Below are 14268 nucleotides of genomic sequence, written 5' to 3'. Positions count from 1 at the left end.
TTCTAATCAGGGTTAGCCGACCTCTTCCTGAGTTTTTGACCGAGTAGCCTGAAAGTCCCTGTCTTCTAAGATGATCGGCTTTCCGTGAGGTGTGCGATGGGTCGCGTGTTCCCAGGCATGCTTATAGATACGGCATTCGTCATGCGTGACGAGCGCCAGGGTATCGGTTATCTCCTCCAGTGCATTGAGCCAGTCATCATAGTAAGTCATGACCGTATCCGGGAGGCCTGTGCTGGCGCTTGTTTTGCGGTGCCTGGAAAAAACCGCGACCCAGTCGCTCCAGTTGAATTTCCCGGCCTCATTGAGCGCGATTGTCATGGCGAATATCTGCCCTTGCCATGGTTCCGCGAAAACCATACCCGTGCCTTCATCCCAGACAGGCGGCTCAATGCCGCATGAAATTTTCGGCTCCATATTTTCCATTGCCGTCATCTCCCTATTCGGTCTGCCCGCTGTTCAGCTCCGACACCGATGTCGCAAGACGTGTGCCGATCATGGAATCACGGTTGACAAGATCTGCCAGTTTATCCTCCGCCCATCCTTCAACGCCACCGGGGCGCATAGGTATCACGAGATAGCGCATTTCAGACGTTGAATCCCAAACCCTGACACGAGTCGTTTCAGGCAGGACGAGTCCAAATTCGGAAAGGACCGCGCGCGGCTCGATCACCACACGCGACCGATAGGCGGATGATTTATACCATGAAGGCGGCAATCCAAGGACTGGCCACGGATAGCAGGAGCAAAGTGTACATACGACGACATTGTGGACTTCTGGTGTGTTGATGAGTGCAACGATATGCTCCCCCTGTCTGCCAGCATATCCAAGCGAGGCGATCGCCGCGCTACCGTCGGTTTTCAACCACTCCATATATGCCGGATCACTCCAGGCGCGTGCGACGACACGCGCGCCATTTCGCGGACCGATTTTCGTTTCATATGTCTCAAGGATCGTTTCCAGCGTTCGTGGATCGACATAGCCTTTTTCCGTAAAGAGCGTTTCGAGTGCGCGTACGCGCAGCTCCGTTTCCGTAAGATGCGAATGGTCGTGATCATGGTGATGATGATCGTGATCGTGGCTGCCGGACATGGCACACTCCAGAACTTGATTGAGATTGACGGTCCAGCTCAGGCTGGCTCGAGATAGGGCTCGAATGCATCGATCACCACGTCGCAACCCGGTTCAGTGCCTTCGCCCCACAATGTGCGTCCTTCGAAGGACACGGCGTAAAGCCATTGTGGGTCTTCCTGTCCCAGTGCACTGTGGTCCGGATAGACATGCACTCCATGTATCATCGTCACTATACCTGTATGGCCGCGGACATAGCGTGGCAGGCGTGTATGTGTCGATGGGTTGAGATTGCGCGCCCTGACGTGATCCCCGACCTTGAAGCGCGCTTCTGAAGTCGCTGCGCGAACGGAAGAGTTGCCTTTGGCGACCATGACGGGAATTTTTTCAGGTGTCAGGGCCGCCATATCCGGCCGTGGCGAATGGATAGCTTTCCCGCTGCTAATTTCCTCGCGGCTTGCAAGCTTGTGCTTGATCGCCAGACGCTCAAGCCTGAGAACGAAACGGCGAAAATAGTCGTCACCTCGAAGATACTCTTCGGGGGGTAGAGCTTCCATTTCGGAGCGGACCTGATCTATGGTCCAGAGACCCAGACCGCCTGCCGCAAAATTGACCGCGAAAATACGGCGCTCCCACTCATGATGAAACGGTTCTTCGTTGTCGATATCCGGAATTGGACCGAAGCCGTGCATTCCACCCATATCATGAATGCCATTCATGGATACACTCTCCTTTATCCTGACTTATGCAGTGTAGTCCGGAAGTGCGATTTCCGTCCATCCGCTCAGTGTTTCAACCTCCTGAGCAACCTGGAGTAAGGTCTTTTCGTCGAAAAGTTTTCCGATCAGTTGCACCGATAGCGGCATACCTTCACTGTTCAGACCTACAGGCACACTGATGGCCGGATTGCCCGTCACGTTGAACGGGTTCGTCATCGACGGTCCTTGCGGATTGAACGGATCGGGTACAGGTGAGTAGCGCGGCGCGGCATTCGCTGTGGTCGCGCACAGCAATATGTCGCATCCGGAAAAGACGGCGGATACACGCTGCGCAAGCATTCGCCTGACCTTCAGGCAGGCAAGATAGTCTGTTGCGGTATATGCCGCGCCAAGTGCAAGCCGGCGAGCGGAGAGGGGGCCGAAGTCATGTACCCGCGACCGCAGGTTGGCCTCATGAATATGGTGGCCTTCCGTCAGGAGTAACGCCCGGATGATCGTTCCAAACCAGGCGAGAGGTGGCGTTTCAACGTCGAAAACCTCGGCGCCCGAATGACGCAGAAGGTCGGCGACCCGTTCGATGCCTGCAAGAACCTCATCGGAGGCGGTGACCAGCAGGGAGCGGGCAATACCGATCTTCATGCCTTTTACGGAATGGCCAAGTCCAGAGGTGTAATCAGAGACAGGAACGTCGGCGCAGTCATCATCCAGCGGGTCGAACCCAGCAAGCACGTTGAGAGCAACCGCTGCATCCTCGACCGTTCGCGTCAGGGCACCGCAATGGTCGAGCGACCAGGACAATGGAAAACAGCCGCGTCTCGACACCCGTCCGAATGTCGGCTTCAGACCAACGGTTCCTGACCATGACGAAGGCGTGCGGATCGATCCTCCCGTGTCGGTTCCAAGAGCCATACGCAGGACGCCGCCAGCGATCGCCGAGGCCGAGCCACTCGAAGAGCCGCCGGTGATGCGCTCGAAATTCCATGGATTGCGTGCCGGAGGGAAGGGGAGCTGCACATCCGGTCCATAAAGGGCATATTCATGCGTTGCCATTTTCCCGACCAGAACGGCGCCGCCCATGGAAAGTTTTTCGATAACGGCGGCATCACGCGTTGCCACTGCATCCTTATGGATTTTTGAATGGCAGGTCGTCGGAAGCCCCGCCACGTCAAACAGATCTTTCGCTCCGTACGGAATACCCTGCATCGGGCCGCGATCGATGCCTGCCGCAAAATCCCGGTCGGCTTTTTCGGCGGCAGCCAGTGCGTTTTCAGGCAGGATGCGGATGAATGCATCAAGCGCCCGATTGGAGGCTTCCGCCTTATCCAGTGTCCAGCGGGTAAGCTCAACGGAGGAAATTTCGCGTGCACGGAGTTTCGTTCCAAGTGAACGCAGGGACAGATCGGCAAGCGTCATATTTCGTCTCTTCCAGAGATTATCGATTTTGCAACATCCACCGGCGCAGTGGCCTCATTGGCCAGAGTGTGGATGATGTCCAGTTCCCGCCGCATATGCGAAAACTCGACCAGCATCTGTTCGCGCCATCCGGCGTCAATTTCGAGTTTTGCCCTGCTCATCAGAAGATCGAATTCGCTGGCGACCGATTGGGGTGTATAAGTCATGCCGTGCCTTCAATAACAAGGAAACCCCGGCAGAGCCGGGGCAGAACGAGACCATCGATGCGAAAGCAGCCTTCGGCTATACGCATGTCGGATACGCGCAAGATGCGAACGGGACGCGTGCCGATCACATATGCCCGAAACACTATCTCGTGCTCACATAGCCGACAAATTCCCATCGATGATGAGAAACATCATCTTGCTAAATGAGGCCGGTTTCCGGTCCGTATGCCTGCGTCAGACGGCTGCGACCGGTCTGTGAAATGCCGCAGGTTTGAGAATTTTCACCTCCTGCTGCACGAAGGTTCCTGCATTGAGTTTCAGGAATTCCTGCCATTCCGGATCGGCGTACATACGTGCGCGCCGGTCTTCCCTATCCTGCATGCTGTCATACTGCCAGATATGGATAACCTGATTGAGGGGGCCGATTTCGGAAGTCCAGAAGCCCACCAGCGGTCCGAGATGCCGCAGAGAGATCGGTAGTGCAATGGTTTCGTACCGATGCAGGTACTCCTTCATTTTTCCATGTGCGACTGTATAGGTCCGGTGATCGTAGATCATGAAGTCATGTCCTTCGGATAAAATCTAATTGCAAAGTCTGGTCTTTCAGCCACGGTACATCGCCTCCGGAAGACCTTGCACGCCCGGATCGATGGCCAGCAAGGAGCCTGCCAACGGCTGTTGTTCCAATATTTCGGGGGCAAGGCGCTGGGTTGCGGTGGTGATATAAAGTGTGGAGAGATCCGGGCCGCCGAAGCAGCAGCAGGAAGGCTGCGTAACGGGCAGAGCAATCTCCCGGTCAATGCGTCCGTCCGGCGCGTACCGGCGCAAACGGCCGCCGCCGAACATCGCGTTCCATATATATCCTTCGGCATCGACCGCTGAGCCGTCAGGTCTGCCCTCGGTATCCGAGGTGTCGGCAAACACTTTCGGATCGTCGATAATGCCTGCCTCCGCGTCGAAAGAGTAAGTGAGCATGATGTCGCGATAGGTATCTGCAAAATACATGACTGTGTTATCAGGAGACCAGCATATGCTGTTTGGAACGATGATGTCGTCGCGGATGGGATTAATGCCATGATCTGCATCGATGCGATAAAGCCAGCCGGTGGGATCACGCCTGACATCGTTCATCGAACCGACCCAGAAACGTCCATTGCGATCGCAACGCCCATCGTTGAAACGGTTTTCCGGTCGGTCACCTTCAGGATTTGCCAATGGCGTCAGGCGATCTGTGTCGAAGTCGTAGAAATAAAGCCCGCTCTGCTGTGCAACGACCAGCCCGCCGCTTTCCCGCAGACATATGCTGCCGATCACCGTGTCCATCGATCTCTCATCAATTTTTCCGGTCGCCGGATCGTAGCGGAAGATTGCCGGACCACGGCTATCGATCCAGTAGAGCCGGTTTTCACGAGAAGACCAGACCGGGCTTTCTCCAAGCCTGTTTTGAGCTTTCACGACACAATCGATTTGCATTTATATCACCAGTTCACATATCGGATGAATTTAATGATGCATTGGCTCGGATCAGCTTCGATACGGACCAATGCATCCGGACGGCTAGTTGGAGTCAAGATTGAGCTTCTTGACGTAGGGTTCCCACTTTTTGAGTTCGGCGGCCAGCAGTTCATGCAATGCCGCCCCATTGGCTGGCTCACCCAGTCCAGCCGCTTTTAGTGCCTTTGCCGTCTCCGGGCGGGCTGTGGCGGCAAGCACTGCTTGTTCCAGTCTGGAGCGCTTTTCATCAGAAAGACCTGCGGGGCCAAGCACGTAATAGTAATTGCCGGTCACCAGATCGGCAAAACCTTCTTCGGCACTGGTCGGCAAATCCGGCATAACCTCCGCGCGCTCCGATCCGAAAACGGCAATTCCTTTCAGTGTGCCAGCCTTTACATGCGAAATAACGACCGGGAGATCGGCGACAACCATGTCGACATTGCCAGCGATGAGATCTGCAATGACCGGTCCGACGCCGGCATAAGGGACATGGACCATCTGCGTTCCCATTGCGGCATTCATCATTTCACCGGCCAGATGTGGCGAATTGCCCACGCCGGAAGATCCGAAATGGAGCTTTTTCTGCATCGCCAGTTTCTGGACGTCGGCGAGGTTTTCGACGGGTAAATCCTTCCTTGTTACGAGAGCTGCCGGAAGTTTACCCACGAGCGCAATCATGGAAAAACTGTCGAGCGGCTTGTAGGGTAACTTGCTTTTCTGGGTCAGCGAACTGAGCACATGGCCTTGTCCCGTCAGAACGAGGGTATTGCCGTCCGGTTTCGCCACTGCGGCGGCATTCATGCCGATCACGCCACCAGCCCCGGGTCTGTTGTCAACGATGACGGTCTGACCCAGTTCGTCCTGAAGGGCAGGCGCGATCACGCGACCAATCTGGTCCATGGGGCCACCGGCTGAGAACGGCACGATCAATGTAACATTTTCGGCAGAGGCGCCACCAGTGGTGAGACCGAGTACTAAAGCAACCGTCATGATAATTTTCTGCATGAATTGATCCTCCCAAATCAATATTCACATGAATGATAAACTTACCGAGAAAATCTCGAATATACCTCCAAACACCCAACTTTCATCCATTTGAGTGATGAAATCATAATTAAGTTGCGCACGCAACACCCTGTGTGTAGAAAACTTGGGCAAACCGGATTTTGTGAAAAACAAGGTGAGCAGGCAACGGAAAGTTGGATCCGCAGATTGCGACAGCATGCTTTCGGGTCCGGTAAACATGCGTTTTAAAGACAGGCAGAACGATGCGAATTCTTATTTTTACCCCGACGGATCCGCTACCACTCTTCCAGGCGATAACGCAGCACACAGGAGCAGAGCCTGTTGCCATTTCCTCCCTTGAAGAACTCGTGCAAAAGTTGCCAACGGCAGAGGGGTTGGTGATCGGGAGCGGAACGTACCGCCAGATTGTTCCTGAGATTCGCAAAACAGCAGCCATGCTGAAGTGGATTCAGCTCTCGGCCGCAGGTTATGAAGCTTATCAGGATCTCGGAGCTCCAGAAGGAGTTCTGGTGATGCGTGCCGCAGGTGTCTGGGGCCGGTCGGTCGCAGGGCATGCGCTCGCGTTGTTGATGGCTCTCCTTCGGAGGCTGCCGGATGCTGAGCGCGCGCGCCAGTCGAGCAAATGGACAAGATCAGACACTCAGCCAAATCTCCTGTCCCTGCCGGGACTGCGCGTCCTGCTTCTTGGCCACGGCGACATAGGCGCTACTCTTGCACCCGTACTGCGTCTGCTCGGTGCGCAGGTTACTGTCGTTGCGAGGACGGGCCGACAGGACGCGTCGGTCCACATTCAGCCGATCAGCGAACTCGACTGCTATCTGCCTGAAGCGGAGATCGTCATTATGACCTTACCGCTCAATGCCCAGACCGACCGGCTTCTGGACCGCAGCCGTCTTGCTGCCTTGCCACAAGGTGCCTTCGTCATAAACGTTGGACGTGGAGAACTTGTCGACGAGGCGGCGCTGTTCGACCTCCTTGCGACGGGACATCTTGGTGGCGCTGGTCTTGATGTATTCATACGTGAGCCGCTCGACGCCTCGTCTCCGTTATGGTCGCTGGAGAATGTCGTCCTCACACCCCATACGGCTGCGTTCGGCGACAGGGAAAGCCTGTATCGGCTTGGCGAGCTTGTTGTTGAGAACATTGGGCTTATCGCCTCTGGCCATGAGCCCAAAGGTCTCGTAGGTGTAGGAGATTCCGGTCGTACCTTGATTCATAGCAAAAACACGTAGAAGGCTTAAAGCCCGTTTTAAAACGTCGTACGGGTCGATCTGACGGTGATATTTGCATCTGACAGCGTCGAAAATCTTGTCGATATCGAAGGATATCACCTACGATCTTCTCCTCGTCCGCCAAAAAAATCACTCGGCAGCTCTCCGCCGCCGAGTTTCCAAACGGACTCTTGAATCAAAAGGAAGATGTTCCGCACACGTCTTCAATCGTTTGTCGTATGATCCCGCGCAGCCATGTATTGGCTGGGTCGCGTGTATTCCGCTCGTGCCAGGAAAGCTTGTATATGATCTTTTCTGTCGCGAATGGTAAAGGTGTAAGCACAAGTTCATCATGGCGGGGATCGGCCCTGGCGAAACGGTGCGGCACGGCTGAGACGAGGTCGGATGCGATAACAAGCGAGATCGCATCATATGCGGAATTGACGATAACCACGTTCTCACGCTGCAGGCCCTGAAGTTTCATCCAGGTATCCACAATGCCGGTCCAGCTGTCGGACTGCCGAACAAGTATGTGTTTGAAGGATACGAACGTTTCGACACTCAGTGGAAAGGTAATGGCACGGTTACGCTTTGCCGATGCACAAACATAGTCATCTGCCAGCAGCGGCTCATACATCAGCCCCGCACTTGGGTTCGGAAACATGCCGACAGCGCAGTCGAGCACTCCTCTTTCAAGAAGCGTGCGTGAACCCGGATCGGAATGAAGATGAAAATGGATTCGTGCAAATGATGCTTCCTGCCTCAGTCTGAGCGTAATCGCGGGAACCGCACGGTGCGCCAAAGTGTCCGTTACGGCAACGTTGAATGTGCGCCGTGTCGATGCTGCCGAAAACTCGGAGATGGAAATCGCAGACAGAATGGTGTCCATTGCCGGTTCGATATCGTTCCAGATCATGATGGCCCGCTCGGTCGGAGCAACGCCTTCGCGGGATCGAACAAAAAGCCGGTCGTCATAGATCGATCTCAGCCGTTGGAGGGCGTTGCTCACTGCGGGCTGCGTCATGGCAAGCTTCCCAGCTGCGCGCGTGACATTGCGTTCGCTCATGACGGCATAAAACACCTTGAGCAAATTCAAATCGATACGCCCGAGTACCCCCCCTGACAGATCGCTTTCACCGAGGGTTTCGGGATGAGCGCCCCCATCCGTATCCGACATTGTGACCAATACGTTTTCTCCTCTCATCAGAACTGTCAGGTCAGGCAGCCATTGCATGCACCTTCAACCTGCCGGCTTGTCAATCGCGCCGGGCGCAAGCCCCAGATCACCGGTGATGTCCTGTTGCAGGCGGCGGTGCCGGAACTTCCAGCCATCCTCCCATATGATCGTATCGTGATACGTACCCGCAACCGAGACGATCGGCCCGGCATCGCTTTCACGAACGACCAGATAGTAGGATGTGGCGATAATGCAGTCTTCACCTTCTGTCAGTATGGTATTGGCCACAAAATGCTTGCGCGACGGCTTTTGCGGAATGAGCCTGATAAGTAGCTGCTCTATTGCTGTTGGCCCCTGAGCTTCTCCGTAATGGGTTGTCCAGATACCATCTCCGGCAAACAACCGGGAGAGGTCCGCAAGGCGGTGGGTGTCAAGCATATAGCAGTATTGCGATATCAGGTTTCGAATCTCACGGTCTATCGAATAATCGAGTTTCATGTCACTGATTTCCTTCCCTGCTCGCATCATTGTGCCGCTCAATAAATGGTTTGCGGTATCTGTATGTGCCCATACCGGTTGCAATGACCGATCCGTGCTCGTCGAAAACGTCAATGCTGGATGTGAAAATCGTTTTTCCGTTGCCGCGCAGTGAGCCGATGGCCGTCACCAATCCCTGACGGGCCTGACCGATAAAATTCGATGTCAGCGAAACGGTCAGCGAGAATTTCGGCTCGTCCTCCGGCCCGGACCAGCAGCCGGAGCGGCCTCCGGTGACATCAATCATGGTCATGATGATACCGCCATGCAATATGCCTCCCATGTTGAGATGGCGGGGCTCTACGTCCAGCGCAAATTTTGCAGATCCATAACTCCAGTCAATGAGACTGAGGCCAAGCGATCCGGCAAATCCACTGTATTCATACATTTTTTTGATATCCTCCCTCAACTAGATCAACACTATATCGTATAAAGCAGTAGCACGGCATGTTGACTTCATCAACATAAAGTCGATAACTGCTATCGGACGCCCGACGACGCGCGCAAGCTTTGAGGAGGTAGTAGGCATGACGTTAAGGACAACTTTCGATCGAATATTCAACCCCGCCAGCGTTGCGGTCATCGGCGCCTCCGATGATCGTCAGAGGCTTTCCGGCAGGCCGCTTCACTATATGCTGTCGGCTGGTTACAAAGGAGATATATTTGCCGTTCACCCGAAGCGCGAGGTGGTGCAGGGACTGAAAGCTTACAGATCGCTGGCAGATGTGCCGACAAACCCTGACATGGCGCTGATCTGTGTCTCTGCTGAGCGCACGCTGGCAGCGCTGGAAGAGTGCGCCCTGCGCGGTGTGGCTGGCGCCGTGGTCTTCGCATCGGGTTTTGCCGAAGTTGGTGATGAGGGCATGAGGGCGCAGGCAGAGATCGCCCGTATTTCGGGCGAGAGCGGTATGCGCATCTTCGGGCCGAATTGCCTGGGTGTCTTCAACTCGGCTTCAGGCTTTATAGGCACCTTCGCCAGTACGTTCGATGAAGGACCAATCGAAGACGGTCAGGTTGCTGTCATCAGCCAGAGCGGAGCATATGGCGCTCATCTTGCGCATATGTGCCGTTCACGTGGCGTCGGTATCCGCTATTGGGCCTCGACTGGCAACGAGGTCGATGTAGACGTGGCCACCTGCATCGGCTGGATGGCGGAGCGGGAAGATGTCTCGGTGATCATGGTCTATGCCGAGGGTATTCGGGATGGACAGGCCCTCATCCGTTCGCTTGAAATGGCCCGCCGAAACCGCAAGGCGGTTGTTTTTTTCAAGGCAGGCGAATCCGAGGCGGGGTCCGCCGCAGCGATGTCTCATACGGCTGCCCTCGCTGGCGAGGAAAGGGTCATCGACGCGATTTTTGCCGAGTTTGGCGTTTGCCGGGTCTATAGTGCCGAGGAGCATGTCGATGTCGCCTATGCCTGCACACGGCAAAAATTCCCCAAAGGTCGCAAGGTGGCGCTTGTCAGTCTCTCCGGCGGTTTTGGCATCCAGATGGCGGATGCGGCGGAACGCAACAAGCTTGACGTGAAGCCGACATCGCCTGAACTTCGCCACAAGCTATCCGAGCTTGCCCCGTTCGGATCGATGGTGAACCCTTGCGATGTGACGGCAGGGGCGCTGAACAATCTCGATACGTTGAGCAAGACTTTCAGTCTGCTCTACGAGGAGGGGGGCTACGATGCCATTGTCGGCCATTTCACCATGCTTCCTTCATCGCCGACTTTTGGCGATGCCCTGATGGCGGCAATCGATGATGGCACGCGTGCCCACAGAGACCGCCCGACCGTCCTGTGCATGCTGGCAAGCAAGGAGACCGTGAAGCGATATGAAGACATGGGATTCCTGGTGTTCAACGACACTGCGCGCGCCATGAGCGCACTCTCTGCGCTAGCCCGACTGAGGGAGGGCTTCGATGCCGCTCCCGCTGAGGCGATGCCAGTGATTGAAGCCGTTGCCGTCAACGTGGCAAGCCCGTTGTCGGAACTGGCCTCGCTTGGGATTCTAAAGGCAGCAGGTATTCCTTTCCTTCCCACTACGCTTGTGCAGTCGGCGGAAGAGGCCGTGCTGGCATGGTCTTCTTCGGGTAGCACGCCAGTCGTCATGAAAATCGTTTCGCCGGATATCCTTCACAAAACCGAGATTGGCGGCGTGATCCTCGGTGTCGATGGCGAGGAGGCTGTCCGAAGCGCATTTGTGACATTGAAAGATCGCGCAGCCAGGGCTGCACCCGATGCGCGGATAGAAGGAATCATGGTCGTTCCGATGGCGCCGCGCGGCGTGGAGGTGATCGCCGGTATCAAGCGGGATCCGGCATTTGGCCCCATGGTCATGTTTGGACTTGGCGGCACGATGGCCGAACTGTTCGAAGACGTGAGCATACGCCGGGCACCGTTCGGAACGGAGGAAGCGAAACGGATGATCGGGGCAACGCGGTGCGCACAGTTGCTGCATGGTTTTCGCGGTGGCGATCCTGCAGACATCGAAGCGCTTGCCATGCTCCTGTCCCGCCTTTCAATCTTTGCTGAAGCCACCAGGGATACGGTGGATTCTGTCGATATCAACCCTGTCCTTGTGTTGAAGGCCGGTTCCGGTGTTTTCGCACTCGACGCGGTGGTGATCGCTTCTCCCATAACTGAAAACTCCTCAAAAAGGCATGATCATGAGTGAACCCGACCCCGAAAATGAACAGCACGATCTCGCACGCGAATTCGAATTTTTACTGCTAAAGGAGGGTATCCCGGCGACCCCGGAGCAGCGGCAGGCGCTTCTTTCGACCTACGCGGACCTGAAAAGCCAGATCGGCTTGCTGAGCAGCACGCTTTCGCCCGAAGTCGAACCTTCGACGGTCTTTCATCTGAGCAAGGTTGCTGAATAATGACGGATTTCTTCGATTTACCGACATCGCAACTCTCGCGGATGCTGCGCAGTGGCGAAACGACGTCCGTAGAGGTTACGAGTTTCTCACTGGACAGGATTGCGCATCTCGATCCTTCCATCCATGCCTTTATCCGGGTCACCGCTGACCGTGCCATGCAGGATGCTGAAAGAGCCGACTCCGAGTTGAAAGCTGGGAGAGATCGCGGCATTCTTCACGGTATTCCTATCGGTATAAAGGATATCTATGATACGGCTGGAATAGAAACCACCTGTCATTCGAAGCTGCTTCTGGGAAACGTGCCCTCCACTGATTCCGTTGTCGCGCGGCGCTTCGCCGAAGCCGGAACGGTTCTTCTGGGCAAGCTGGCGACGAGTGAATTCGCATGGGGCGGTCCAGCGCAGGACTTGCCGTTTCCGCTGGCGTTGAATCCATGGAAGCTTGATCATTTTACTGGCGGCTCCTCCTCCGGCAGCGCAGCGGCAGTAGCCGCCCGTTATCTGCGCATCGCTGCGGGAAGCGACACAGGCGGTTCCATTCGCGGACCTGCATCATGGTGCGGCACGGTGGGGATAAAGCCAACATACGGGCTGGTTCCGCGCACTGGCGTTTTCCCTCTTTCCTGGACGCTGGATCATCTTGGGCCATTGACCCGCTCGATCGAGGATGCAGCCATTGCGTTGCAGGCAATGGCTGGTCATGACTCTCATGATCCTGCCAGCGCGCATTACCCGGTGCCGGATTATCTTTCCGGTATGAAAGCCAGCCTGAAAGGCAAGCGCATCGGTGTACCGCGCGATTTCTTCATGGCTCACATAGATCCGGAAGTGCTGGCAGGTATCGAGCAATCCCTGGCGGCTCTGCGCGACGCAGGAGCCATCGTTGAAGATATGAAACTTCCCGACTTCACGATGTTTGCGGCGGTTGCACGGGTCATATTGATGGCCGAGGGCTATGCGATCCACCGGGAAAACGCTCGCGCGAGGCTCAGGGATTATGCTGCTATCAATCAGGAGCGCATTATCGTGGCATCGACGATTTCATCTGCGGATTATATCGATGCCCTGCGGATCCGTCGCCAACTGGTCGATGAAGTCAACAGCCAGCTTGCCCGTTACGATGCATTGTTGACCGCGACGACGCTGCAAACGGCTCCACGCCTCGACAATATTTCCAACCCGATGGGTTCGGCAAGCCCCATGCAGACCACCCCCGCGAATGCCACAGGCCACCCTGCGCTCAGCATGCCGGTGCGCCTTGCCTCGAACGGCTTGCCAACCGCAGTGCAGATCATCGGCCGACCATTCGATGAGGCAACGGTCTTCGCAGTCGGGAGCGCAATAGAACAGCGCGTCGAGTGGCAGAACGTCAAACTGCCCGAATTTGCGTGAACGAGCCGTGAGCTTGTCGTAAGCGTGAGTGAAACATTGAAACGGCCCCGCAAGCGGGGCCGTAAATTGTTTGGTTTCAGATTGGGAAGGCTTGTATCTTACTTTATCTTGATGTCGAGCTTCTGAACGATTGGACCCCATTTTGCGAATTCGTCAGCCAGAATTTTGTCCATGGCGGCACCCGTTCCCGGCGCACCCACACCCGAAGTTTTAAGCTTTTCAGCGATGGCCGGTTCTTTGGCGACCTTGATGATTGCAGTCTCGAGCTTTCCGCGATCTGCATCGGAGATACCGTTCGGCGCGGTGACGTAATAGTATCCGCCTGTGTAAAGACCGGCGTGACCCTGTTCGCTTGCTGTCTGGATATCCGGCAACGAAGGTGAGCGCTCCGGAGCAAGAATCGCGACAGGTTTAATATCACCAGCCTTGATCGGACCAATGACCGCAGCGATATCCGCAACCATCAAGTCCACATTGCCAGCCACGAGATCAACGATGGCCGGTGCCGCGCCCGCATAAGGAACATGCACCATTTTCACTCCGAGTTCACTATTCATCATTTCCCCGGCAAGATGAGGAGAGTTTCCGACGCCGGAAGACGCATAGTGTAGGGTTTTTTCCTTGGCGATCTTCCCCAGATCGTCGATCGTTTTGACGTCCAGTTTTTTGCTGACGACCAGAACGGACGGTGTCTCGCCGATCAGGGCTACCGTTTTGAAATCCTTCAGGGTGTCATAAGTGATGACGCTTTTCTGTATAAGCGCAGTCAGAACCTGGCCCTGAGTACCCACGACCACCGTGTTTCCATCTGCCGCGGACGTGGCAGCGGCTTTCATTCCGATCATGCCGCTGGCGCCTGGACGGTTGTCTACAATGACCGTTCTGCCGAGTTCCGCCTGTAGTGCGGGAGCAAGGACGCGTACGACCGAATCCGTCGGGCCGCCGGCCGAATACGGAACGATGATTTTCAGGTCAGCGGCGAATGCTGTTGACGCAGCCAACGCAATGCCAATTGCAACGAAGATAGTTTTCATTTTGACTTCCCCTTTTTCAATGTTCGCTTTGTTGCCCTGTGGTTTCTCCCAAGCAACCAGATCAGCGCTGAATCTTGTTGCGCACGCAACAAAAACATGCAATCACTTGTGTGAATA

16 protein-coding genes are annotated in these 14268 nt (G+C 55.6%); 4 read left to right on the top strand and 12 right to left on the bottom strand.

The window, feature by feature from the left end; translation table 11 throughout:
• Positions 1-12: 12 nt before the first annotated feature.
• From FGF54_RS25900 to FGF54_RS25865, 8 genes are all read right to left on the bottom strand, one after another.
• Positions 13-423 (bottom strand): nitrile hydratase accessory protein, encoded by a 411-nt coding sequence (locus tag FGF54_RS25900; RefSeq protein WP_168208270.1) that lies wholly within the window; start codon positions 421-423, stop codon positions 13-15.
• 13 nt (positions 424-436) lie between these two features.
• A complete protein-coding gene (gene nthA, locus FGF54_RS25895; RefSeq protein WP_142781775.1) occupies positions 437-1090 on the bottom strand; it encodes a nitrile hydratase subunit alpha in 654 nt (217 codons plus the stop codon).
• Between the two features lie 38 nt (positions 1091-1128).
• Positions 1129-1788, bottom strand: a complete 660-nt coding sequence (gene nthB / locus FGF54_RS25890; protein ID WP_142781774.1) for a nitrile hydratase subunit beta — start codon at positions 1786-1788, stop codon at positions 1129-1131.
• Positions 1789-1812: 24 nt separating this feature from the next.
• Entirely contained in the window at positions 1813-3201 is a 1389-nt protein-coding gene (locus FGF54_RS25885; RefSeq protein ID WP_142781773.1) for an amidase, read from the bottom strand.
• Positions 3198-3407, bottom strand: a complete 210-nt coding sequence (locus tag FGF54_RS25880; protein ID WP_142781772.1) for a hypothetical protein — start codon at positions 3405-3407, stop codon at positions 3198-3200. Before FGF54_RS25880 ends, FGF54_RS25885 begins: the two co-directional genes overlap by 4 nt.
• 234 nt (positions 3408-3641) lie before the next feature.
• Positions 3642-3965 carry an NIPSNAP family protein gene (locus FGF54_RS25875; RefSeq protein ID WP_142781771.1) on the bottom strand — a complete coding sequence of 108 codons (324 nt, stop codon included), beginning with the start codon at positions 3963-3965 and terminating at the stop codon, positions 3642-3644.
• A gap of 45 nt (positions 3966-4010) precedes the next feature.
• Entirely contained in the window at positions 4011-4880 is an 870-nt protein-coding gene (locus FGF54_RS25870) for an SMP-30/gluconolactonase/LRE family protein (RefSeq protein ID WP_142781770.1), read from the bottom strand.
• 84 nt (positions 4881-4964) lie between these two features.
• Positions 4965-5906, bottom strand: coding sequence for a tripartite tricarboxylate transporter substrate binding protein (locus FGF54_RS25865; RefSeq protein WP_142781769.1), 942 nt, complete (start codon positions 5904-5906; stop codon positions 4965-4967).
• Between the two features lie 263 nt (positions 5907-6169).
• Between FGF54_RS25865 and FGF54_RS25860 the strand changes: the two genes are divergently transcribed.
• Positions 6170-7159 carry an NAD(P)-dependent oxidoreductase gene (locus FGF54_RS25860; RefSeq protein ID WP_142781768.1) on the top strand — a complete coding sequence of 330 codons (990 nt, stop codon included), beginning with the start codon at positions 6170-6172 and terminating at the stop codon, positions 7157-7159.
• Positions 7160-7334: 175 nt separating this feature from the next.
• Here FGF54_RS25860 and FGF54_RS25855 read toward each other — a convergent pair whose 3' ends face one another.
• The 3 genes from FGF54_RS25855 to FGF54_RS25845 are packed head-to-tail and all read right to left on the bottom strand — an operon-like array spanning position 7335 to position 9240.
• Positions 7335-8372, bottom strand: coding sequence for a LysR family transcriptional regulator (locus FGF54_RS25855; protein ID WP_142781767.1), 1038 nt, complete (start codon positions 8370-8372; stop codon positions 7335-7337).
• Positions 8373-8378: 6 nt separating this feature from the next.
• Positions 8379-8813 carry a nuclear transport factor 2 family protein gene (locus FGF54_RS25850; RefSeq protein WP_168208269.1) on the bottom strand — a complete coding sequence of 145 codons (435 nt, stop codon included), beginning with the start codon at positions 8811-8813 and terminating at the stop codon, positions 8379-8381.
• A gap of 1 nt (position 8814) precedes the next feature.
• Positions 8815-9240, bottom strand: a complete 426-nt coding sequence (locus FGF54_RS25845; RefSeq protein WP_142781765.1) for a PaaI family thioesterase — start codon at positions 9238-9240, stop codon at positions 8815-8817.
• 139 nt (positions 9241-9379) lie between these two features.
• Here FGF54_RS25845 and FGF54_RS25840 point away from each other — a divergent pair, with 139 nt between their 5' ends.
• From FGF54_RS25840 to FGF54_RS25830, 3 genes are read left to right on the top strand one after another with little or no spacing between them, the layout of a single operon-like run.
• Positions 9380-11518 carry an acetate--CoA ligase family protein gene (locus FGF54_RS25840; RefSeq protein ID WP_142781764.1) on the top strand — a complete coding sequence of 713 codons (2139 nt, stop codon included), beginning with the start codon at positions 9380-9382 and terminating at the stop codon, positions 11516-11518.
• Entirely contained in the window at positions 11511-11726 is a 216-nt protein-coding gene (locus FGF54_RS25835) for a hypothetical protein (RefSeq protein WP_142781763.1), read from the top strand. Before FGF54_RS25840 ends, FGF54_RS25835 begins: the two co-directional genes overlap by 8 nt.
• On the top strand, positions 11726-13117 hold the full coding sequence (locus FGF54_RS25830; protein ID WP_142781762.1) for an amidase: 1392 nt from the start codon (positions 11726-11728) through the stop codon (positions 13115-13117). The genes FGF54_RS25835 and FGF54_RS25830 overlap by 1 nt, the downstream gene beginning before the upstream one ends.
• Before the next feature lie 98 nt (positions 13118-13215).
• On the opposite strand, the gene FGF54_RS25825 is transcribed toward FGF54_RS25830, so the two are convergent.
• Positions 13216-14151 carry a tripartite tricarboxylate transporter substrate binding protein gene (locus tag FGF54_RS25825; protein ID WP_142781761.1) on the bottom strand — a complete coding sequence of 312 codons (936 nt, stop codon included), beginning with the start codon at positions 14149-14151 and terminating at the stop codon, positions 13216-13218.
• Positions 14152-14268 lie beyond the last annotated feature (117 nt).

The organism is Agrobacterium sp. T29, from assembly GCF_006970545.1.
GTDB classification, from domain to species: Bacteria; Pseudomonadota; Alphaproteobacteria; order Rhizobiales; family Rhizobiaceae; genus Agrobacterium; species Agrobacterium leguminum.
This window is presented reverse-complemented; position numbering and strand designations above follow the sequence as displayed.

Bases quoted from the DNA above. Each gene is read 5' to 3' on its own strand.
- FGF54_RS25900 (WP_168208270.1), bottom strand. From the start codon at position 423: ATGGAAAATATGGAGCCGAAAATTTCATGCGGCATTGAGCCGCCTGTC.
- nthA (WP_142781775.1), bottom strand. From the start codon at position 1,090: ATGTCCGGCAGCCACGATCACGATCATCATCACCATGATCACGACCAT.
- nthB (WP_142781774.1), bottom strand. From the start codon at position 1,788: ATGAATGGCATTCATGATATGGGTGGAATGCACGGCTTCGGTCCAATT.
- FGF54_RS25885 (WP_142781773.1), bottom strand. From the start codon at position 3,201: ATGACGCTTGCCGATCTGTCCCTGCGTTCACTTGGAACGAAACTCCGT.
- FGF54_RS25880 (WP_142781772.1), bottom strand. From the start codon at position 3,407: ATGACTTATACACCCCAATCGGTCGCCAGCGAATTCGATCTTCTGATG.
- FGF54_RS25875 (WP_142781771.1), bottom strand. From the start codon at position 3,965: ATGATCTACGATCACCGGACCTATACAGTCGCACATGGAAAAATGAAG.
- FGF54_RS25870 (WP_142781770.1), bottom strand. From the start codon at position 4,880: ATGCAAATCGATTGTGTCGTGAAAGCTCAAAACAGGCTTGGAGAAAGC.
- FGF54_RS25865 (WP_142781769.1), bottom strand. From the start codon at position 5,906: ATGCAGAAAATTATCATGACGGTTGCTTTAGTACTCGGTCTCACCACT.
- FGF54_RS25860 (WP_142781768.1), top strand. From the start codon at position 6,170: ATGCGAATTCTTATTTTTACCCCGACGGATCCGCTACCACTCTTCCAG.
- FGF54_RS25855 (WP_142781767.1), bottom strand. From the start codon at position 8,372: ATGCAATGGCTGCCTGACCTGACAGTTCTGATGAGAGGAGAAAACGTA.
- FGF54_RS25850 (WP_168208269.1), bottom strand. From the start codon at position 8,813: ATGAAACTCGATTATTCGATAGACCGTGAGATTCGAAACCTGATATCG.
- FGF54_RS25845 (WP_142781765.1), bottom strand. From the start codon at position 9,240: ATGTATGAATACAGTGGATTTGCCGGATCGCTTGGCCTCAGTCTCATT.
- FGF54_RS25840 (WP_142781764.1), top strand. From the start codon at position 9,380: ATGACGTTAAGGACAACTTTCGATCGAATATTCAACCCCGCCAGCGTT.
- FGF54_RS25835 (WP_142781763.1), top strand. From the start codon at position 11,511: ATGAGTGAACCCGACCCCGAAAATGAACAGCACGATCTCGCACGCGAA.
- FGF54_RS25830 (WP_142781762.1), top strand. From the start codon at position 11,726: ATGACGGATTTCTTCGATTTACCGACATCGCAACTCTCGCGGATGCTG.
- FGF54_RS25825 (WP_142781761.1), bottom strand. From the start codon at position 14,151: ATGAAAACTATCTTCGTTGCAATTGGCATTGCGTTGGCTGCGTCAACA.